Source organism: Fictibacillus nanhaiensis (assembly GCF_049537595.1).
Lineage (GTDB): Bacteria > Bacillota > Bacilli > Bacillales > Fictibacillaceae > Fictibacillus > Fictibacillus nanhaiensis_F.
Genome location: NZ_JBMULM010000001.1, coordinates 814332 through 834680 on the forward strand (window position 1 = coordinate 814332; position 20349 = coordinate 834680).

Below are 20349 nucleotides of genomic sequence, written 5' to 3' on the forward strand. Positions count from 1 at the left end.
ATGAAAAGTGGACAGTAAAATGCCCAAAGTTGACAGTAAAACAGAAAAAGTAGACAGTAAATGAACAAAACCGTAGTGGTGAATAAAAAAACTCTTGCATTCCTTTCGTAAACGAAGTAAAATTAATTTCGTTGCTGTTATTACATTCGTTGTTTGACACGCATATCTCCATTGTGTTATAGTATGTAAGGTTAATAAAATAAGCAAAGCATCAAACAAGCAGAAGCACCCGCTTCTCACCTGACTCGACGCCAACTAAGGCTGTTGATGGGTAGATGGATATTCAGGCATGTCAAAGTACATAGCCGGTTTACTATGTGTGGGTGATCGTTGCGCCGACGCTTTTTTTATTTGCAGAAATAACAAGTTGAGTGTTTTAAAACACTCACTGAAAAAATTTGGAGGTGACTTACTATTAGTAAGGACATGTCTGTCAATGAAGGTATTCGTGCCCGTGAGGTCCGCTTAATCGGTCCTGATGGAAGCCAGCTTGGCATTAAAACAAGACAGGAAGCTTTAGACCTTGCTGTAAACGCAAATCTTGACCTTGTACTCGTTGCTGCAACTGCTAAACCGCCAGTATGTCGTATCATGGACTACGGTAAGTTTAAATACGAGCAACAACGTAAAGATCGTGAAGCACGAAAAAATCAAAAGGTCATTACGACTAAAGAGATTCGTCTAAGTCCAACAATTGAGGAAAACGATTTTAATACAAAGCTTAAAAATGCCCGTAAGTTCCTTGAAAAAGGTGACAAAGTAAAGGCAAGTATTCGTTTCCGTGGACGTGCAATCACTCATTCTCAAATCGGAAAAACGGTATTGGAGAAGTTAGCGAAAGAATGTGAAGATCTTTCTACGGTTGAAACAAAACCGAAAATGGAAGGTCGTAGCATGTTCCTTATCCTTGCGCCTAAAGCCGAAAAATAATTTTTACCAGGGAGGATAACCATTATGCCTAAAATGAAAACTCATAAAGGTGCTGCTAAGCGCTTTAGAAAAACTGGATCAGGTAAATTAAAGCGTGCGAGTGCTTATACAAGTCACTTGTTTGCTAACAAGTCTACTAAAGCTAAGCGTAAGCTTCGTAAAGCGAAACTTGTTAACAGCGGTGACTACAAGCGTATCCGTACATTGTTAACTTACAAAAAACGTTAATCATACGAAAAGTTGATTTAAAAATAGGAGGTTTTTAATATGCCAAGAGTAAAAGGTGGCTATGTAACACGTCGTCGTCGTAAAAAAGTCCTTAAGCTAGCTAAAGGCTATTTCGGTTCTAAACATAAATTATTTAAAGTAGCTCAACAACAAGTATTCAAATCTTTAATGTACGCTTACCGTGACCGTCGTCAAAAGAAGCGTGACTTCCGTAAGCTTTGGATCACTCGTATCAACGCTGCTGCTCGTACAAACGGTCTTTCTTACAGCCGTTTAATGCACGGTCTTAAACTTGCGGGTATCGACATCAACCGTAAGATGCTTTCTGAAATTGCTATTACAGACGAAAAAGCTTTCGCTGAATTAGCTTCAAAAGCAAAAGACAGCCTAAAAGCTTAAGTAGAAAAAAAGAAAAGATCATTTCCTCATTAGATGGAGATGATCTTTTTTCATTCTGAAGGGAAACAACAAGGTGTTAATCATATATTTAATCATTTTAAACGTAGCCGCTTATTATGTTATGAAAAGAGACAAGTTATCTGCTAAAAAGGGCGAATGGCGTACACCTGAGGCGAGGCTTTGGCTGATCGCTGTTATTGGTGGAGCACCTGGTATGTGGCTTGCTATGAAAAAGTTGCGTCATAAGACTAAGCATCCCTCGTTTCGTTACGGGCTGCCTCTTTTAAGTATGTTTATAACGGTTTTAGCAGGCTGGTTTATATAGAAACTATTCTTGCTGAAGATATCGTTTGTCTCTTAAGAATAACCTCCAGAAAATATAGAAACCTGGTGCCAGGATGGCGAGGCCAACGATATACATAATCATCAAGGAATAAAATGTTTCTGGTGCAGTAAACGCCTCATAGATCGTTAAATCAGGATATACGATATAAGGCAGATGAGCTAATCCATAACCTACGCTTGCAAGACCATATTGTAAAACAGTTGCTAATAGTGTAAGACGCGGCCGTCCAATTCCTGGGCGGTTTTGTTTTGGCCACCAGAGAGAAAAGTATGCAATAAGAAAGGCGACCAATGAAAGAATAAACCAGATTCTTTGATCCATTAGATTATCGATGAGCCAGCGCGATTCTGGTGTTATGAATAGTAATGTGAAAAGCGCGGCGAGCAGGGTCAGTGGTCCTAACAGAATCGCATTGCTCCGATATAACCTATATGCATCCTCTTTTTTAGAGACTCTTGCGTAATCTGCTAAAAACAGTGATGAAAGATACAACTCAGATGTAAGGCCGAAGAGCACATACAAATAGAGTGTTGGACTTGTGAGCAGCTTTGAAAGCAATAAGCTCTGTGTATCTCCATCAACAGCGATAAATCCACCTTGTGAGATAGGCAGCACGGCAATCAGCAGGGATGGAATAAGCAGGCCAGAGATGCCTGAGATGATAAACATCGTTCTGCGATATCCTTGAACGGAATACGAGAACACCATAAAAGCACTTCGGATAGCAAGTAAGAAGAGAATCAAAGAAACTGGAACGAGCATGACCGTTCCGAGAGTGTATGCACCCTTTGGAAAGAAACCAACGAACGCAACCACTAAAAGAACTAAGAACGTGTTAGTAATTTCCCAAGTGGGGGACAAGAAACGATTCGCGATTCTTCCAGCCATCGTCTTATGATTGTTATAGATCATCGCCCAGAATCCAGCCCCAAAATCGATCGAACCGAATATGCTATAGATAAAAATAAAGGTCCACATCATCAGAATCGCTAAAACTTCTTCGCTCATCCTTCATTCCTCCTTTCTAACTCTGTAGTTTTTCCATATCTTTTGAGACAGGGTTTCGTTTGAAATAAGCTGTCAAAATCAAAACGGTTAACACGCTGAGTAGCGCATATAAGCCTAAGAATAACAGGAAGAGCACGCCGAGATCTTCATTCTTAGTCGCAGCTTCGGCCGTCGTTTGAACGCGATAGATGGTCCATGGTTGTCTTCCGCTACAGCTAAATACCCAGCCAAACTCAATACCGAGCATAGATAGTGGCCCGGATAAAACAAGCGACCATAACAGCCACTTTGGAAATGGTTTTCCTTTTCTTTTAACGAAGAACCACCAATAGGCTAATGCCACTGCTGCAAGTCCTAATAAAAGTGTTCCGATCCCGACCATTAAGTTAAAGAGCGTGTGTACATAAAAAGGTGGCCATGTTTCTCGAGGAAACTCATACAGTCCTTTTACTTCAGTATCGAATTTTCCAGCAGCAAGCCAGCTGAGTGCCCAAGGTATTTCGATTCCGTACTTAACTTCCTCGGTCTTCGGATCGGTATATCCCCCTATTGCAAGTGGTGCATATCTTTGAGTCTCGAACAGCCCTTCTGCAGCTGCTAGTTTTTCAGGTGAGTGTTGGTGCAGGATCTGCGCTGAATGATGCCCGGAAACAGCAGAGACAAAGCTCATCAAGAGAGCAACGGTAAGAGACATGAACAACCCTTTTAAATGGTATGCGCGTTCACGGTCAGGTCGCTTCTTTAAAAGTTTAAAAGCTGCTACAGAAGCAACGGCAAAAGCGCCGGTCATATAAGCCGTTATGGCAACGTGAAAGGAAGAGGATAGAAAGCTAGGATTGAAGAAAGCATCCCAAGGGGAGACATCATAGATTGTCCCATCTGGTTTTATCTTAAATCCATCCGGTGTATTCATCCACGTATTAACGGCTGAAATTAAGATGGCGGACGCAACAGCCCCAAGTGCTACAAAGAATACTGAGATCAAACGGAAATATCTCGGTAATCTGTCAGCCGCATATACGTAAATAGACATGAACAAGGCTTCTAAAAAGAAAGCAAAAATCTCAATCTGGAAGGGAAGGGATATAACCTTTCCTACAATTTCCATAAATCCTGGCCACAACAAAGATAATTGTACGCCGACGATCGTCCCTGATGGGATAGCCACCCCTAACAAAACAGCAAACGCCTTTGTCCAGCGCTTAGCCATGATGGCGTAATCATTGTCACCTTTTACTTGATGTATGATTTCGGCGATAACGATCATCAAAGGAAGACCCACACCAAGTGTTGCAAATATGATATGAAAACCAAGTGATGTGCCAAAGAACGCTCTCGCAAGTACAACTGTATCCATGATCGGACTCCTCCTAAGAAACTAAGAACTATGTAAGCAAACAATCTATATATAAGGTGTCAAAAAGAAGTAGTGTTTATGCATGTGAACATTCTGTCATACAGAGCTCGTCTTATGTCATATGCTGACTTAAAGGGGGGATGAGTGCGTGTTAGACAATAGTAGTGTGTTCATCGAGGTGCTCAAGTTTAGTGGAATCTTTGCCCCTTTATTGTTCATTCTTCTCCAAGCGTTTCGACAGTTCTTTTTTCTTCCGGTGGGCTTGATCTGTCTTACAGGCGGTATCTTATTTGGAGCTGTTGCAGGCGCGTTCTATTCAGTTATCGGAATCACGCTCTCGAGTGTTATTTTCTACTGGGGAATGAAAAGTATGCCGAAACTGATGAAAAAAGTAAAAAAGCTGCAAAAAAAGTGGATTGGAAAACGTATGCCGTTTTCGGTAGGTCAGATCGCTATTTTAAAAATGATTCCCTTTATGCATTTTCATCTCTTGAGTCTATGTTTGATCGAAATTTCGTCAAATTTTAAAGAGTATACAAAGGCTAGTATCATATCAAACGTTCCGATCGCTATTCTTTATTCTTCGTTCGGTTCGGTGTTGCTTTCTCTATCGCTCGTTACTTCTGCAGCTATTATTATCATCTTGTCTGTACTGTTTTACTTATTGAGAAGAAAAGAATGGGTGATCAAATGGAGTGAGTTCTTTGAGGAAGAAAAAGAAGAACAGCAAAAACAACGCATGCCTGCATAAGGTGTGCTTTTTTTATTAAAATTTTTTTAGCATAAGATGTAGCTCTTTGAGTAGTTGGTTTCCACTCCAGGTTGCTCGCTTTCCATGGGGCGAACGGTGAGCCTCCTGTCTAGTTGCAGTGACTAGCCCCTCGAGGTCAAAAGGTAAACGGACAAGAAGGCAAAGTGCGCCTTCCAAGCCCATTTACCTTTTGCTTGTCGGGACTGAACGAGTCACTTCCACTTTTCAGACTGCCGCTTTGCGCCGTTAGGAGTCTCCACCTGACCGCTCGTCCCATAGGAGTCTCGCACCTTCCGCTCCAACCAACTTGCAAATGAAGTTATTTAGTAAAATCAAAGCACCCATCTTAACAGGTCTTTTTCAATATGGAATCCTTTGTAGTAAGAACAACTAAAAATTCACCCTCGAATGTAGGACTAGATAACGTTATAATAGCTTAGGAATGAAAGGCGGGGATGAACGTGAAAATTGAAGAACTCTTTTCCATGCAGAACGAATTGAACACGCGCATTGTAAAAGAACATAATCTCGATAACTCATCGTTATTTGAACAGAGAAGATTAGCATTCCTTGTTGAGCTTGGTGAACTAGCGAACGAGACAAGATGCTTTAAATATTGGAGTAAACGTCCTGCTTCTGAAAAAGAAGTAATTTTAGAAGAATATGTAGACGGACTACATTTTGTCTTATCGATAGGACTAGATTTGCGCTTTAAAGAGGTTGAAATGACCAATGAGGTTGATCTTGGCGAGAAGATGGACAAGATAGATATTAATACTTTATTTTTAACCCTATATCAATCAGGGTCTAAATCTTTATCAAACGAAGAATTCCAATCATTTTTTGACACATTTTTAGGGCTCGGTGTGAAGCTCGGTTTCTCTTTTGAAGAGATAGAAGGAGCTTATTTTGAAAAGAATAAAGTGAATCATGAACGTCAAGATACTGGGTATTAATCAAACTAGCCTTAAACGATGATAAAATAAAAAACCCGGAGAACCGGGTTTTACTTCAAGCCGTCTGAAAGTGTGTTTAAAATTTCTTCTTTCTTTTGCTGATCAGAGTTTTTCCAGATCACTTCAAAAAGAACACCAAGACCAGGGAGCATTTTTTCTTCTCCACTCTCGATGGCATCTACGATCGTATCTTGTAACTGCTCTTTGTTGTTGCCAGTAACGTTATGCAATACAGCTTTTCTTAAGTCTAGATTCATGGATATGCACCTCTATTAATTTTTTTCTTTTTTTATTGTGTACGTTTTGAGCATGTTTTATGAGAAGAAAGTAAAATATTTATGATTTAAAGGAGAACAATTGAATATGAAGCACATTGAATCAGAGTCCAACGCTTCCTTGAAGCAATGGAAAAAACTTCATACAAAAAAAGAACGTGAAAAATCAGGGACATTCTTACTTGAAGGTCCTCATCTTATAGAAGAAGCAATCTCGTCTGGAGCAAAACTTCATCATGTGATAGTTGAAGAAAATTTTGAGATCAATGAAGCGTGGTTAAAGGAAAAATTCACGCTTTGGTCTGTTACCGCTAAATTGATGAAACAGCTATCTGAAACTGAGAAACCACAAGGTATCATTGCCGTTTGTGAAATGATGGATACATCTGAAGAACTTATCAAAAAAGGTGGACGGTACCTCCTAATCGATGGCGTTCAAGACCCAGGAAATCTCGGAACGATTATTCGAACAGCTGATAGTGCTGGCCTTGATGGCGTATTTTTAGGTGATGGTACAGCAGATCTTTATAATGGTAAAACTGTTCGATCAACGCAAGGATCTTTATTTCATCTGCCGATCGTTAAAGCGAATTTGTTAGATATTATTGAGCGCTGTAAGGAGCATGATCTGCCAGTATTATCGACTTCACTTCATAAATCTGTGGATATGCGAGAAACACCTGAAGTAGATGGATTTGCTTTGATCATGGGCAATGAAGGTGCTGGTGTGCAGGAGATTCTTCAACAACAATCAACGTTGAATGTGAAAATTCCGATCTTCGGAAGTGCGGAGTCCCTAAATGTTTCTGTAGCAACGGGTATTCTTTTGTATGAATTACAGCGAAATCGAACGTAATTTGTGACATAGCGTTGCATTTATAGAATTTTTTCATATATAATGAAAAAGATGAATGGAATAGTATTAAAAACGAAGATGGAGAAAAGTAGGTAATGATTCCGCCAAAAAGGGAGGAAATGTCTTAGACTGTGAGCATTTCTTTGGTAGGTATTATTGAATTCACTCCTGAGTTGTCACCTGAACTGTTAAGTAGGGCTGACCGGTGAAGAGCCGTTATTAAAATGAAGTGAACAGTGTATTTTTCATTGTTAAATTGGGTGGTACCGCGAACTCCTCGTCCCTTATTGGATGAGGAGTTTTTTATATTTTTAAGGAGGGGTTGCACGGTGAAAGACCGTTTAGAAGCTCTAAAAGTTGAAGCGATCGACCAGATTAAACAAGCTCAAGATCTAAAAGATCTGCAAGCTGTTAAGGTAGCTTATTTAGGAAAGAAGGGACCCATTACTGAAGTATTAAAAGGGATGGGGAAATTGTCTGCTGAAGAAAGACCTGTAATTGGCGCTTATGCCAACGAAGTTCGTGACAGCATCCAGCAAGAACTAGATAAAAAACAAAGCGAGCTTGAGAATAGAGCGATCGCAGAAAAACTTTCGAAAGAAACGATCGATGTTTCATTACCAGGAAGGCCTGTAAAGAAAGGAAATCCTCATCCGCTAACAGCAGTTGTTACCGAGATTGAAGATCTTTTCTTGAGCATGGGCTTCACGATTGCTGAAGGTCCAGAAGTAGAAACAGATTATTACAATTTTGAAGCGCTAAACTTGCCGAAGGGGCACCCTGCTCGAGATATGCAGGACTCATTCTTCATTACAGAAGATATCCTTCTTCGTACACAAACATCACCTGTTCAAGCGCGTACGATGGAAAAGCATGAAGGAGAAGGACCTGTGAAAATCATTTCTCCAGGTAAGGTTTATCGAAGAGATAACGATGATGCTACACACTCTCATCAATTCATGCAGATCGAAGGACTTGTAGTGGACCAAAATGTTCGTTTAAGTGATTTAAAAGGTGTGCTTGAAACGTTCGCGAAGAAAATGTTCGGTGAAGATCGTAAAATTCGTCTTCGTCCAAGTTTCTTCCCTTTTACAGAACCATCTGTTGAAATGGACATCTCTTGCTTTAAGTGTAGCGGAAAAGGCTGTTCGATCTGTAAACAAACAGGTTGGATCGAGATCTTAGGAGCAGGTATGGTTCATCCGAACGTACTTGAGATGGCTGGTTTCGATTCAAAGAAATACACAGGTTTTGCATTTGGTATGGGTCCAGAGCGTATCGCGATGCTCAAATATGGAATTGATGATATTCGTCATTTCTATGCGAACGATATCCGGTTTTTAAAACAATTCAAAAATGCATAACTTGAGGAGGGGACTTATATGCTAATCTCTTATAACTGGCTAAAAGAATATGTAAACGTAGAAATCTCACCGTCTGAACTCGCAGATAGGATTACAAAAAGCGGGATTGAAGTCGAGATGGTCGAGTCACTAAATAAAGGAATCAGTGGAGTTGTGGTTGGATATGTGGAAGAATGCATCCAGCATCCTAACGCTGACAAGCTTAGAGTTTGTAAAGTAGATGTAGGTCAAGGTGAAGTCTCACAGATCGTCTGCGGTGCACCGAATGTAGCTCAAGGGCAAAAGGTTGCGGTTGCGGTACCTGGTGCCGTCCTTCCGGGTAACTTTAAAATAAAAAAAGCAAAACTTCGCGGGGAAGAATCTCACGGAATGATTTGTTCGCTTACAGAGTTAGGTGTAGATACAAAATTAGTTCCAAAAGAATATGCAACAGGAATCTTTGTGATGCCATCTGACGCAGAGCCTGGAAGTGATGCTTTAGAATATTTAAATCTGAATGATCATGTACTGGAACTTGGACTTACACCAAACCGAGCTGATTGTTTGAACGTAATCGGTGTAGCAAATGAAGTAGCTGCGATTTTAGAACAAGAAGTAAGACTACCAAACACATCGATCAAAACAACAGATGAAAAAGCAGAAGATTATATTTCTGTTCACATTGAATCGCTTGAAGACAATCCATATTACGGAGCGATGATCATCCAAGATGTTAAAATTGGTCCTTCTCCGCTTTGGATGCAGAATCGCCTGATGGCATCTGGCATTCGTCCGATCAACAACATTGTTGATATCACAAACTATGTACTTCTTGAGTACGGTCAGCCATTACATGCCTTTGACTATAACCGTTTAGGTTCAAAAGAGATCGTGATCCGACGTGCAACAGAAGGTGAACACATTCAAACGCTTGACGATCAGGATCGTAAGCTTAAAGAAACTCATCTTGTGATCACAAACGGAAAAGATCCGATTGCAGTAGCAGGTGTTATGGGCGGAGCTACGAGTGAAGTCCAATCTGACACAACAAACGTACTTTTAGAGGCAGCGTATTTTGCTTCAGGTCGTGTAAGAGCAGCTTCCAAAGATCTAGGCTTACGAAGTGAAGCAAGTTCGAGATACGAAAAAGGCATAGACCGTAACCGTGTTTATGCAGCAGCAATGAGAGCGGCTAGCCTTATGGCCGAGCTTGCTGGAGGCAAAGTTGCTGAAGGAATCGTTGAGGCTGGTAAGCGAGAAGTTAACACATACAGCGTCAAGATGGATGTATCTAGAATGAATAATCTTTTAGGAACAGAGATCACATCTGAACAAACTGCGTCTATCTTTAAGCGTTTAGGTTTTGGTTATAAAGAATCTGACGGACAGTTCGAAGTAATCGTTCCTTCCCGCAGACCAGACATTACGATCGAAGCGGATTTGATTGAAGAAGTAGGACGTATCTATGGATATGACCGTATCCCAACTACGTACCTTTTATCAGAAGCGCGTCCCGGTGGCCTAACGAAGAATCAGGCACAACGCCGTAATATCAGAACGTATCTAGAAGGTGCGGGGCTATATCAAGCTGTGACTTACGCATTGACTACTCCTCTAAAGTCTACTCATTTTTCATTTAGCGATGAGAAGGTATATCCGATCTCAGTTGCGCATCCGATGAGTGAAGAGCGCAGTACGTTAAGAATGAGTTTGTTGCCGCAACTTTTAGAAGTACTTCAATACAATAGAAATCGTTCGATGGAAGACCTCGCTATCTATGAGATGGGCTCAGTCTTTATCAATCGCCAAGAAGTATTAACAGATCTTCCTGAAGAGTATGTGTTCGTCTCTGGCGCAGTTACAGGTGTGTTTAACGAGCATCTATGGCAAGGGGAGAGAAAGACTGCTGATTTTTATGTGTTAAAAGGGATTCTAGAAGGTCTCATGGGTGAATTGAACCTTTCTGAACGTATCACGTATGAAGCTGGAGAAATCGAGAACATGCATCCAGGAAGAACAGCGATCGTGAAACTTGATGGCATTTCTGTAGGATTTGTAGGTCAGCTTCACCCAGCTCTTCAAAAAGAGCTGGATGTAAAAGATACCTATGTTTTCGAGTTGAACGCAACTAGTCTTTTAGAGAAGGAAACAGATCAGATGGTCTATCAAACATTGCCGCGTTATCCTTCGATTACACGAGATATTGCTCTTGTTGTTGATCAAGAACTTCCAGCAGGAGACCTAACAACTGTGATTCAAGCTGCAGGTGGAGAGCTGTTAAAAGAAGTAAATCTTTTTGATCTGTATGAAGGAGAAAAGATGGAAGAAGGCAAGAAATCACTTGCATTCTCACTGAAATATTTTGATCCAGAACGAACGTTAACAGATGAAGAAGTTGTAACGGCGCATAATCGCGTATTAAAGAGCTTAGAAGAACGCTTTGGCGCTCAGTTAAGAAAATAATTGTTGAAGAAGCTGGTTCATCAAGAGATGGCCAGTTTTTTTGTCTTTATTATTAGGCTGTTTTTGCATATTTTTCCATTCTTGAAAATGGTGTCAATGCGAACTGGACACTTTTATGTGAAAAGGGATTATTTTTATGTGATGGACTTCATTTTTTATGTGATGAACCGCATTTTTTATGTGATTATAACTTTTTAGTAACCAATTGCGGATGCTCGCTCTGCGAAAAAGAGGATGATTCCTTATGGATTCATCCTCTCCGCCCCTTAAATGTTCTTTTTACGTAATAAATTTAGCGCTTTTTGAGTATTTGCAAAATGCTTTTTGGTTGCTGTATCAAAAACAGACTGTCCGAACTTCTCAACAAGTTCTGCCGCCTTCACATCCACGTGGGGACCTGCTCCTTTTGGTATAACGGTATTGAAGCGGTTCCCGAGTTTATCCATTTCTTTCAAGAAGCTATATCTCGCCAAGATGGAAGCAGCAGCAACAGCTAGGTGGATCGATTCACCTTTTGTAGCAAAATAAAGCCCTTCTTTTAAGAGGTTCTTCTCTCTTGTTAAGTAGTTAAAGTAAACACCAGGTTCACAGAACTGGTCGACTAATATACCTTCGATCTCTTCACCTTCAATTTTTGCTTTTACGTTTTGCAGAGCTCGGTTATGAAGGATCGCCTTAATCTTACCTTGCGTCATCCCTTTTTGCTGAAGTTCATTATACTTCTCATTATTCAGTACAAGAAGTGAGTATGGAACCGTATGGATTAGTTCTTTTGCGATTTGAATGATCTGTTTGTCATTTAAGTGCTTGGAATCCTTCACACCAAGTTCTTTTACGAGTTCAAGATTATCTCTAGAAACGTATGCAGCAGCTACAGTCATCGGTCCAAAATAATCTCCTGTTCCAACTTCGTCACTTCCGATCATCGATAATTCTGCTGCGTTCTTTGGAGGGGCATACTGATGAGGCGGTTTCACCGTTTTGCTTTTCGCTTTTGGAACGGAAACTTCACCTGAGTACTTTTGAGAAGCAGCTTCAGCTCCCTTACCTTGGAAAAGGACTTTGCCCGACTGGTATGCTGTAACGGTGCAATCTGAGAGTTTGGCTGAAAAAACTGCTCCAGGCGGGGTTTTTGCTGATAGAACAGATGAGAGTTCTTTTTTCATTTGAAGTATTTCTGAATTTGTCATCTTTTTAACAAAGTGAGACATGATAGTGATCCTCCTAAAAATGAAGAGATTTCCAAATATATCAAAAAAACGCTACAATAGAACAGAAATATTTTCAACTGTGAACGATATTTGATAAGATAAAGATTAGAGTATTCATTAAATGAATGATCCTTTGTATGTTAAGGAGGTTATTTTGTGGCGGAAGAGAAAAAGAAAAACCGTACTACGGTCGAAATCTATGGACAACGATATGTAATTGCAGGGACCGAATCCTCCAGCCACATTCATTTAGTAGCTGATAAAGTAGACTTAAAAATGAGAGAGATTCAATCTCATAACCGGTTTCTCGACACGAAACAACTAGCTGTACTTACAGCAGTAAATACAATGAACGAATATTTAAAGATTAAAGAAGAGCTGAAAAAATTGCAACAGCGAATTGGAAAAGAGGAAAGTTAGTATGTTGGATTTGATTTTAATTATTGTATTAGCAGGTGGATTTTTAATCGGGTTAAAACGAGGCTTCATTATGCAGCTCGTTCATTTGATCGGATTTATAGCAGCCTATATCGTTGCTTATCTGTATTATGATGACCTTGCGCCTAAGTTAGAGTTGTGGATTCCATATCCTTCTTCAAATGATAGTTCTGTATCCTTCTTAATGAACAGCATATCACTTGAACAAGCTTATTATAATGCGATAGCCTTTGCTATCCTGTTCTTCGCCACAAAGATTATCCTGCAGATCCTTGGGTCTATGCTCGATTTTCTTGCAAACTTACCGATTCTTCATACGTTCAACAGGTGGCTCGGTGGTTTACTAGGTTTTGTAGAAGTTTATTTGATCGTGTTTATTTTATTGTATATCGCAACATTAGTTCCGATTGAAGCCTTTCAAGCTCATTATGAAAATTCATGGATCGCACAGGGAATGGTCAAAAACACCCCCGTATTTTCTGAGTCAGTAAAGGAAATGTGGATGAAACATATGGCATAACTTCTCCCAAAGCGGAGAAGTTTTTTCTTTGCGGTTTATAATCATTTGTCCTTGAATGTAGTTGACTTCCGCTTCAGGTTGCATGCTTTCCGCGGGGCAGGCGGTGAGCCACATTCGTACGTTTCTCGTATAAGTGTCTCACCTGTCTAGTTGCAATGGCTAGCCCCTCGAGGTCCAAAGTTAAATGGCTTAGAAGGCAGAGTACGCCTTCAAATCCATTTACCTTTTGCTTGTCGGGGCTGAACAAGCCATTTACACTTTTCAGACTGCCAGCCTGTCCCGCAGGAGTCAGCAACCTTAAGCTACAATCAACTTTGGTCTATGAAGCAAAAGTGTAAAGTGTTAATAGGGATAATAACACAAATAATAAAAGCCATTATCATACTAGCATGACAATGAAAATAGAGGTGAGCTCATTATGGTAAATAAAAAAGAGGTAGTACGCGCACTTGAACAGATTGCTTTATACCTTGAGATCTTAGGAGAGAATTCGTTTAAAGTTTCCGCATATCGTAAAGCAGCGAACGCTCTTGAGAGTGATGAGCGAACGATGGATGAGATCGGGGATGTATCGAAACTAAAAGGAATAGGCAAAGGAACAGCTTCTGTAATAATTGAAATGTTAGAAAAGGGTGAGTCGGAACTTTTAGTTGAACTTCAGGAAAAAGTACCGTCTGAACTGATAACACTGTTGCAGGTACCTAATCTTGGAGGTAAGAAAATCGCTAAACTTTATTCTGAGTTAGGTGTAACGAATATTGAATCTCTAAAAGAAGCATGTGAAAATGGAAAAGTAAGAGAATTGGCAGGGTTTGGCGCTAAAACAGAAGAAAAGATTTTAGTATCTTTAAAAGATCTTGGGAAAAGACCAGAGAGACTTCCTATAGCATACATGCTGCCCATTGCAGAAAAAATAGAATCTCAGTTAAAAAGAATGAACAATATTGAGAGATACTCTAGAGCAGGAAGTTTAAGACGCTACCGTGAAACGATCAAAGACTTGGATTTTATTGTTTCAAGTGAACATCCGAGTGAAGTGAAGAAGCAACTCTTGAAACTGGATGGAGTTATCGACGTGATAGCAAGTGGAGATACGAAGGTTTCTCTCGTACTTGATGAGAAACTCTCTGTATCCGTAGACTTTCGTATCGTAAAACCTCATCAGTTTGCTACCACGCTGCATCATTTTACGGGCTCTATGGAGCATAACGTTAAGATGCGTCAGCTTGCAAAGGCAAGAGGCGAAAAGATCAGTGAATATGGTGTAGAAAATATAGAAACTGGTGAAATTCTTACATTTGACACGGAAGAGGATTTCTATGCTCATTTTTCTTTAAGCTGGATTCCACCTGAAGCGAGAGAATCTGGTGAAGAAATAGAGCTGTTTAAGGATGGTCATGATCTAATTCAGTTATCCGATATAAAAGGAGATCTTCATCTGCATTCTACTTGGAGTGATGGGGCGTTCTCGATCGAAGAAATGGCTGAGGAAGCACGAAGTAAAGGCTATGAGTATATGGCGATTACAGATCATTCTCAATATTTACGAGTAGCAAACGGTCTAACTCCTGAGAGAGTGCGCATGCAGAGACAAGAGATTAATAAGTTAAATAAACGGTATTCCGATTTTAAGATACTCGCGGGAATTGAGATGGATATTCTACCAGATGGTACACTTGATTATGATGATGAATTGTTAGGAGAAATGGATTTTGTCATTGCAAGCATTCATTCTGCGTTCTCTCAAGATCAAAGCAAAATCATGGATCGTTTGAAGACGGCGTTAACACATAAAAAAGTTGATCTGATCGCCCACCCAACAGGGCGTCTGATCGGACGCAGAGAAGGATATGACGTGGATGTTGAAACTCTGCTACAGCTTGCTTATGAAACAGGGACCGCTGTTGAGTTGAATGCAAATCCTAATCGTCTTGATCTTGCTCCACACTGGTTAAGAAAAGCTCAGGAACTTGGGGTTAAGGTAGCGATTAATACAGATGCACATTATAAAGACACGATGAAACATATGGAGATTGGAGCAGCGGTTGCCCGAAAAGGTTTTGTTCGAAAAAGCAATGTGTTGAACACAATGACATTAAACGAACTTGAAACCTATTTAAACCGAAAAAAATAGCTCTAGGTCCTGAATTCAGGAGGAAGAATATATGCAAGAAAAAATGCTGCGTGTTTTAGAACTAAGAAAAGTGATCGAGCGTCTAAAAAAGCATGCAAGCTGCTCACTTGGACTAAAAAGAATCGATTCTTTGATGCCTTTTACGGAACTTGAAGATGTAAATGAGGCTCAAGATGCCACAGATGAAGGAGTGAAGGTTCTCCGATTAAAAGGACAAGTCCCATTCGGTGGAATCCTTGATGTTTCATCAAATGTTAAGCGATCAAAGATTGGCAGTCTGCTAAACGAAGAAGATTTAATGGATATCGCTTCTACTCTTTATGGTGGAAGACGGTTTAAGCGATTTATCGAGGGCTTGGTAGAGGATGGAATTGAACTGCGTATCCTAAAGAATGCAGCAGAAAACATCATTCCTCTTCATGAGCTAGAACAAGAGATTAAAAGCTGTATTGATGACAATGGACATATGATGGATAGTGCTAGTCCAGAACTTCGTGCGATTCGTCAGCAGCTGCGTACGTTTGAGACGCGAGTAAGAGAAAAGCTGGAATCAATCGTCAGATCATCCAGTTATCAAAAAATGTTATCTGACTCGATCATAACGATTCGTAACGACCGATTCGTAATTCCTGTAAAACAAGAGTACAGAGGTAATTTTGGCGGAATGGTCCATGATCAATCAGCGAGTGGAGCCACTTTGTTTATTGAACCTCAATCTGTTATGACGGTTAACAATCAAGTGAAAGAAGCAAGAGCGAAAGAAGCACGTGAGGTAGAAAAGATTTTAAGAGAACTGACTGCTGAAGTTGCGGAGCATGCTGATGATATTCTGTTGAACGTAGATATTTTAGCAGAGATGGATTTTATTCTAGCAAAAGCTAGATTCGCCAATGAGCTAAAATGTACACGGCCGATTATGAATGACAAAGGTTTTATTTCACTGAATAGCGGCAGACATCCTCTGCTCGATCAAGAAACAGTTGTTCCAACGAGCGTGATGTTAGGTGGCGAGTATCAATCACTCGTCATAACAGGTCCCAATACAGGTGGTAAAACGGTTACCCTAAAAACAATCGGGCTGCTTACACTTATGGCGCAATGTGGCCTTCAGATACCTGCTGGAGAAGAATCAGAAATGGCTGTCTTTAAGACTATCTATGCTGATATTGGCGATGAACAGTCTATTGAACAATCATTGAGTACATTCTCATCACATATGGTTAACATCGTAGATATTTTAAACAAGATTGACTTCGAATCCCTCGTTCTTTTTGATGAACTTGGAGCAGGGACAGATCCTCAAGAAGGTGCAGCCCTCGCTATTTCGATTCTAGATTTCGTTTTTGCGCGAGGAGCACGTGTGGTAGCGACAACCCATTATAGCGAGTTAAAAGCATATGCATACAACCGACCTGGTGTTATGAACGCCTCTGTAGAATTTGATGTGCAGACGTTAAGACCTACATATCGTTTATTAGTGGGTGTGCCAGGCCGAAGTAACGCGTTTGAGATCTCTAAAAGACTCGGGCTTCGTCAAGATATCATTGATTCAGCTCGTTCTCAGATCAGTGAAGATGAGAACAAGATTGATAATATGATTAAGTCTTTAGAAGATAATCGTAAAAAAGCAGAAAAAGAGATGGAAGAAGCAGAGAATAGAAGAAAAGAAGCAGAGTCAATTAAGGGTGACCTAGAAAGAGAACTCGAACTTTTTCAAAATGAAAAAGATCGATTGTATGAAAAAGCAAAGCAGGAAGCAGAAAAGGCGATAGAAAAAGCACGTGAAACAGCAGAAGAGATCATTCATGAGATTCGTGAACTTCAAAAATCTGGCGGACAGATCAAAGAACATAAACTGATTGAAGCGAAAAAGAGATTGGAAGAAGCTGTTCCAAAATCAAAAGCCAAAAACAAGAAGGTAAAAGCTGTATCAACAAAACAAGAATACGTTCCAGGTGACGAGGTAAGAGTACTTACTGTAGGTCAAAAGGGACATATCGTTGAAAAAGTAAGCAACAACGAATACCAAGTTCAGATTGGAATCTTAAAGATGAATGTATCTGAAAAAGATTTAGAGTGGGTAAAACAAAGTAAACCGAAACCTGAACCTCGTTCATTCGTAAAAGTATCAGGAAACTCTGATTCTTCTCGTCCTGAACTTGATCTAAGAGGGAAAAGGTATGAAGATGCGATGCTAGAGGTGGATCGATATCTGGATGAAGCACTTCTAGCTGGTTTCAACCAAGTGTATATCATCCATGGTAAAGGGACAGGTGCACTTAGAAAAGGTGTTCAAGAACTGTTAAAAACGCATCGAAATGTTAAATCCACTCGTATGGGTGCAGCTGGTGAAGGCGGAGGCGGAGTAACAGTCGCTATATTGAAATAGTATAGGGATTAAACCAAGCCGTTTACAAAGGGGTTTTGTTGAATGGATTTTATGAGTAACGCTTTTATTAAAACAGCAGCTAACTATAGCGTTGTTGTGCTATGTCTAGTCGTTTTTTTGGCTGTGTTTGAACTGGTTACGCGTTATAAAAACTGGGTTGAGATCAAGAAAGGGAACTTTTCCGTTGCTATGGCTACTGGAGGGAAAATTTTTGGTATCGCGAACATCTTTCGTTACTCGATCGCTCAAAATGATTCCATACTAATGATGATAACGTGGAGTGCCTATGGATTTATCCTGCTCTTGATCGGTTATTTTATCTTTGAATTCTTAACCCCAAAGTTTCAGATCGATAAAGAGATCGAGAACGATAACCGAGCAGTTGGTTTCATTTCGATGATCATCTCAATTGGTTTATCATTTGTAATCGGTGAAGGAATCGAATAGCTGAAGGGAAAAGATATGGAAACGTTATTTAAAGTGTTGTTTGTATTAAGCGGAGTATTCATTGCGGCAGGACTTATCTACTTATTCTTCTTTGCTTAAATCTCAAAACCAGTTCTTCATTCGGAGAGCTGGTTTTTATTGTTTTCTTAAAGACTGTTCTCTATAGTTATTAATCTTTAATGATTACTAAAAAGAATATTCCTTTTATTGTTTCTATTTTCTTCTGTGCGAGTTGATTGTAGCGCAAGGTTGCCGACTCCTGCGGGACAGGTGGGCAGGTGAGACACTTAAAAGTGAAACGTTTGAATGTGGCTCACCGCCTGCCCCGCGGAAAGCGAGCAACCTGGAGCGGAAATCAACTACAATCGAGAGCATCATTGAATATGCACAAAAACTATTTTTAGAACCGTATTATTGAATTATTTATAATTTTTAAAAAAGTATATAAAATTGTATACGTTTTCAATATAATAGGAATAAAGATATAGAAATTTTGAAGGAAGGCGTGAATTAAAGGAGGAGATGCAAGTGGAAAGACGGTGGCTCAACAGTTACCCTAGTGAAATTCCGGGACATCTTGATTACGACAGCAAACCTTTATTCGCGTATTTAGAATCAGCAGCAGAAGAAAAAAAAGATAAAACTGCTGTACATTTTTTAGGTAAGACATTAACATTCGGTGAACTTCAAGAATGCAGTTTACGCTTCGCACATGCATTAACAACGCTTGGTGTAAAAAAGGGTGATCGTGTTGCCATCATGCTGCCCAACTGCCCGCAGGCAGTCATCGCCTATTACGGCACGCTTTTTATAGGCGGAATCGTTGTACAGACGAATCCTCTTTACACGGAGAGAGAGTTACGTCATCAGTTATCTGACAGCGGGGCAAAAGTCATTGTAGGATTGGATCTTTTGTTTGGAAGAATTTCAGCCGTTCGAGGAGATACGAACCTTGAACACATCATCATGACGTCTGTGAAGGATTATCTGCCTTTTCCTAAGAATTTGATCTATCCATTTATTCAAAAGAGGCAGAATCCAACAGTAGTCGTTGATATTACGTACAATCATGAAGTTCATTCGTTTAAAGATCTGCTGAAACGTTCTCAACCAGTCAAGCCTCAAGTAGAGGTTGATCCTGATGAGGATCTTGCATTGTTGCAATACACTGGGGGTACAACAGGGCCAGCAAAAGGTGTGATGCTGACACACAAAAATCTCGTCACGAATGCGTTACAGTGCAATACATGGATGTATAAAAACAGAGAGGGAAAAGAAAAAATTCTTGGTGCTCTGCCTTTCTTCCATGTATACGGGATGACGTGTGTAATGAATCTTGGCATCATAACGAGAGCAGAGATGATCATTCTTCCAAGGTTTGATCCAGCGCAAGTTTTGAAGACGATTCATAAGGAACGACCAACGCTATTTCCAGGCGCTCCGACTATGTATATCGCACTTCTGAATCATCCAGATCTAAAAAAATACGATCTTTCATCCATTCAGGCTTGTATAAGCGGATCCGCTGCTCTGCCTCTTGAGGTGCAACAAAAATTCCAGGCAGTCATTTCAGGTTCGCTAGTAGAAGGGTATGGACTTACAGAGGCTTCACCTGTTACTCATGCGAACCTCATATATGGTGAACAGGTAAGAGGCAGTATCGGATTACCTTGGCCGAACACTGAAGCAGCAATCATCTCGGCTGAGACAGGGGAATGGGCAGAGTCGGGTGAGATCGGAGAGTTAGCTGTAAGAGGACCTCAGGTTATGAAAGGGTATTGGAATCAACCCGAAGAGACTGCATCTGTATTCAGGGAAGATTGGTTGATTACAGGGGATATGGGTTATATGGATGAAAAAGGTTACTTTTACATCGTGGATCGGAAAAAAGACTTGATCATCGCAGGTGGATTTAATATTTATCCTCGTGAGGTAGAAGAAGTTTTATATGAACACGAAAAAGTAAAAGAAGCTGTAGTAGTCGGTGTGCCTGATGCTTACAGAGGAGAGACTGTCAAAGCTTTTGTTGTTTTAAAAGAGGGAGCAGAGTGTACGGAAGAAGAGTTAAATAAATTCTGCAGGGAACATCTGGCATCTTTTAAAGTACCTAGGCTTTATGAGTTTAGACAAGAGCTTCCTAAGACGATGGTTGGAAAAATTTTAAGAAGAGTTCTTTTGGAAGAAGAACGTGAGAAGGCAAAACAAAGCTCTTAAAAAGCTGCCACCCGGCAGCTTTTTCTATGTGAACATTTCACTTTTAAAAAATGAAAAAACGTTACCTCCAAGTTAAACTTGTAA

19 protein-coding genes and 1 other annotated feature are annotated in these 20349 nt (G+C 40.2%); of the genes, 15 read left to right on the top strand and 4 right to left on the bottom strand.

Annotation, left to right across the window (positions count from 1 at the left end):
* Positions 1-426: 426 nt before the first annotated feature.
* The 4 genes from infC to ACOZ9X_RS04025 all read left to right on the top strand — a co-directional run bounded on the left by infC (position 427) and on the right by ACOZ9X_RS04025 (position 1882).
* Positions 427-930, top strand: coding sequence for a translation initiation factor IF-3 (gene infC, locus ACOZ9X_RS04010; RefSeq protein ID WP_191751911.1), 504 nt, complete (start codon positions 427-429; stop codon positions 928-930).
* Between the two features lie 24 nt (positions 931-954).
* Positions 955-1158, top strand: coding sequence for a 50S ribosomal protein L35 (gene rpmI, locus ACOZ9X_RS04015; protein WP_066291545.1), 204 nt, complete (start codon positions 955-957; stop codon positions 1156-1158).
* 39 nt (positions 1159-1197) lie between these two features.
* A complete protein-coding gene (gene rplT, locus ACOZ9X_RS04020; RefSeq protein WP_066291543.1) occupies positions 1198-1557 on the top strand; it encodes a 50S ribosomal protein L20 in 360 nt (119 codons plus the stop codon).
* Between the two features lie 73 nt (positions 1558-1630).
* Positions 1631-1882, top strand: coding sequence for a DUF1294 domain-containing protein (locus ACOZ9X_RS04025; RefSeq protein ID WP_260858479.1), 252 nt, complete (start codon positions 1631-1633; stop codon positions 1880-1882).
* Between the two features lie 3 nt (positions 1883-1885).
* On the opposite strand, the gene ACOZ9X_RS04030 is transcribed toward ACOZ9X_RS04025, so the two are convergent.
* Positions 1886-2911 carry a cytochrome d ubiquinol oxidase subunit II gene (locus tag ACOZ9X_RS04030; protein WP_423417118.1) on the bottom strand — a complete coding sequence of 342 codons (1026 nt, stop codon included), beginning with the start codon at positions 2909-2911 and terminating at the stop codon, positions 1886-1888.
* A 16-nt stretch (positions 2912-2927) separates the two neighbouring features.
* On the bottom strand, positions 2928-4268 hold the full coding sequence (locus tag ACOZ9X_RS04035) for a cytochrome ubiquinol oxidase subunit I (protein ID WP_423417119.1): 1341 nt from the start codon (positions 4266-4268) through the stop codon (positions 2928-2930).
* A 148-nt stretch (positions 4269-4416) separates the two neighbouring features.
* On the opposite strand from ACOZ9X_RS04035, the gene ACOZ9X_RS04040 reads away from it, so the two are divergent.
* Both ACOZ9X_RS04040 and ACOZ9X_RS04045 read left to right on the top strand, forming a co-directional pair.
* Complete coding sequence (locus ACOZ9X_RS04040) at positions 4417-5019, top strand: TVP38/TMEM64 family protein (RefSeq protein ID WP_423417120.1); 603 nt, start codon at positions 4417-4419, stop codon at positions 5017-5019.
* 455 nt (positions 5020-5474) lie between these two features.
* Entirely contained in the window at positions 5475-5975 is a 501-nt protein-coding gene (locus ACOZ9X_RS04045; protein WP_423417121.1) for a dUTP diphosphatase, read from the top strand.
* 50 nt (positions 5976-6025) lie between these two features.
* On the opposite strand, the gene sspI is transcribed toward ACOZ9X_RS04045, so the two are convergent.
* Complete coding sequence (sspI, locus tag ACOZ9X_RS04050) at positions 6026-6232, bottom strand: small acid-soluble spore protein SspI (RefSeq protein ID WP_066396708.1); 207 nt, start codon at positions 6230-6232, stop codon at positions 6026-6028.
* 106 nt (positions 6233-6338) lie between these two features.
* On the opposite strand from sspI, the gene ACOZ9X_RS04055 reads away from it, so the two are divergent.
* The 3 genes from ACOZ9X_RS04055 (at position 6339) to pheT (ending at position 10912) form a co-directional block, all read left to right on the top strand.
* Positions 6339-7106 carry a TrmH family RNA methyltransferase gene (locus ACOZ9X_RS04055; RefSeq protein WP_423417122.1) on the top strand — a complete coding sequence of 256 codons (768 nt, stop codon included), beginning with the start codon at positions 6339-6341 and terminating at the stop codon, positions 7104-7106.
* A gap of 66 nt (positions 7107-7172) precedes the next feature.
* Positions 7173-7394: a binding site (T-box leader), on the top strand.
* 41 nt (positions 7395-7435) lie between these two features.
* A complete protein-coding gene (gene pheS, locus ACOZ9X_RS04060; RefSeq protein WP_423417123.1) occupies positions 7436-8470 on the top strand; it encodes a phenylalanine--tRNA ligase subunit alpha in 1035 nt (344 codons plus the stop codon).
* An 18-nt stretch (positions 8471-8488) separates the two neighbouring features.
* Positions 8489-10912: a phenylalanine--tRNA ligase subunit beta gene (gene pheT / locus ACOZ9X_RS04065; RefSeq protein ID WP_423417124.1), complete on the top strand. Its 2424-nt coding sequence runs from the start codon at positions 8489-8491 to the stop codon at positions 10910-10912.
* Positions 10913-11178: 266 nt separating this feature from the next.
* Here the strand turns inward: pheT and rnhC are convergent, their stop codons facing one another.
* Positions 11179-12123: a ribonuclease HIII gene (gene rnhC, locus ACOZ9X_RS04070; RefSeq protein ID WP_423417125.1), complete on the bottom strand. Its 945-nt coding sequence runs from the start codon at positions 12121-12123 to the stop codon at positions 11179-11181.
* 156 nt (positions 12124-12279) lie between these two features.
* Here rnhC and zapA point away from each other — a divergent pair, with 156 nt between their 5' ends.
* The 6 genes from zapA to ACOZ9X_RS04100 all read left to right on the top strand — a co-directional run bounded on the left by zapA (position 12280) and on the right by ACOZ9X_RS04100 (position 20265).
* Positions 12280-12543: a cell division protein ZapA gene (gene zapA / locus ACOZ9X_RS04075; RefSeq protein ID WP_144698705.1), complete on the top strand. Its 264-nt coding sequence runs from the start codon at positions 12280-12282 to the stop codon at positions 12541-12543.
* Between the two features lies 1 nt (position 12544).
* A complete protein-coding gene (locus ACOZ9X_RS04080) occupies positions 12545-13081 on the top strand; it encodes a CvpA family protein (RefSeq protein ID WP_423417126.1) in 537 nt (178 codons plus the stop codon).
* A 415-nt stretch (positions 13082-13496) separates the two neighbouring features.
* A complete protein-coding gene (gene polX / locus ACOZ9X_RS04085; RefSeq protein WP_423418219.1) occupies positions 13497-15215 on the top strand; it encodes a DNA polymerase/3'-5' exonuclease PolX in 1719 nt (572 codons plus the stop codon).
* Between the two features lie 31 nt (positions 15216-15246).
* A complete protein-coding gene (locus ACOZ9X_RS04090) occupies positions 15247-17604 on the top strand; it encodes an endonuclease MutS2 (protein WP_423417127.1) in 2358 nt (785 codons plus the stop codon).
* A gap of 42 nt (positions 17605-17646) precedes the next feature.
* The gene (locus ACOZ9X_RS04095) at positions 17647-18051 is read left to right on the top strand and encodes a DUF350 domain-containing protein (RefSeq protein WP_144698713.1); all 405 of its coding nucleotides are present in this window, start codon (positions 17647-17649) and stop codon (positions 18049-18051) included.
* Between the two features lie 522 nt (positions 18052-18573).
* Complete coding sequence (locus ACOZ9X_RS04100; protein ID WP_423417128.1) at positions 18574-20265, top strand: long-chain-fatty-acid--CoA ligase; 1692 nt, start codon at positions 18574-18576, stop codon at positions 20263-20265.
* Positions 20266-20349 lie beyond the last annotated feature (84 nt).

Bases quoted from the DNA above. Each gene is read 5' to 3' on its own strand.
- ACOZ9X_RS04090 (WP_423417127.1), top strand. From the start codon at position 15,247: ATGCAAGAAAAAATGCTGCGTGTTTTAGAACTAAGAAAAGTGATCGAG.
- ACOZ9X_RS04055 (WP_423417122.1), top strand. From the start codon at position 6,339: ATGAAGCACATTGAATCAGAGTCCAACGCTTCCTTGAAGCAATGGAAA.
- ACOZ9X_RS04045 (WP_423417121.1), top strand. From the start codon at position 5,475: ATGAACGTGAAAATTGAAGAACTCTTTTCCATGCAGAACGAATTGAAC.
- infC (WP_191751911.1), top strand. From the start codon at position 427: ATGTCTGTCAATGAAGGTATTCGTGCCCGTGAGGTCCGCTTAATCGGT.
- ACOZ9X_RS04030 (WP_423417118.1), bottom strand. From the start codon at position 2,911: ATGAGCGAAGAAGTTTTAGCGATTCTGATGATGTGGACCTTTATTTTT.
- sspI (WP_066396708.1), bottom strand. From the start codon at position 6,232: ATGAATCTAGACTTAAGAAAAGCTGTATTGCATAACGTTACTGGCAAC.
- ACOZ9X_RS04035 (WP_423417119.1), bottom strand. From the start codon at position 4,268: ATGGATACAGTTGTACTTGCGAGAGCGTTCTTTGGCACATCACTTGGT.
- rplT (WP_066291543.1), top strand. From the start codon at position 1,198: ATGCCAAGAGTAAAAGGTGGCTATGTAACACGTCGTCGTCGTAAAAAA.
- rpmI (WP_066291545.1), top strand. From the start codon at position 955: ATGCCTAAAATGAAAACTCATAAAGGTGCTGCTAAGCGCTTTAGAAAA.
- ACOZ9X_RS04100 (WP_423417128.1), top strand. From the start codon at position 18,574: ATGCAAGTGGAAAGACGGTGGCTCAACAGTTACCCTAGTGAAATTCCG.
- ACOZ9X_RS04080 (WP_423417126.1), top strand. From the start codon at position 12,545: ATGTTGGATTTGATTTTAATTATTGTATTAGCAGGTGGATTTTTAATC.
- ACOZ9X_RS04095 (WP_144698713.1), top strand. From the start codon at position 17,647: ATGGATTTTATGAGTAACGCTTTTATTAAAACAGCAGCTAACTATAGC.
- pheT (WP_423417124.1), top strand. From the start codon at position 8,489: ATGCTAATCTCTTATAACTGGCTAAAAGAATATGTAAACGTAGAAATC.
- rnhC (WP_423417125.1), bottom strand. From the start codon at position 12,123: ATGTCTCACTTTGTTAAAAAGATGACAAATTCAGAAATACTTCAAATG.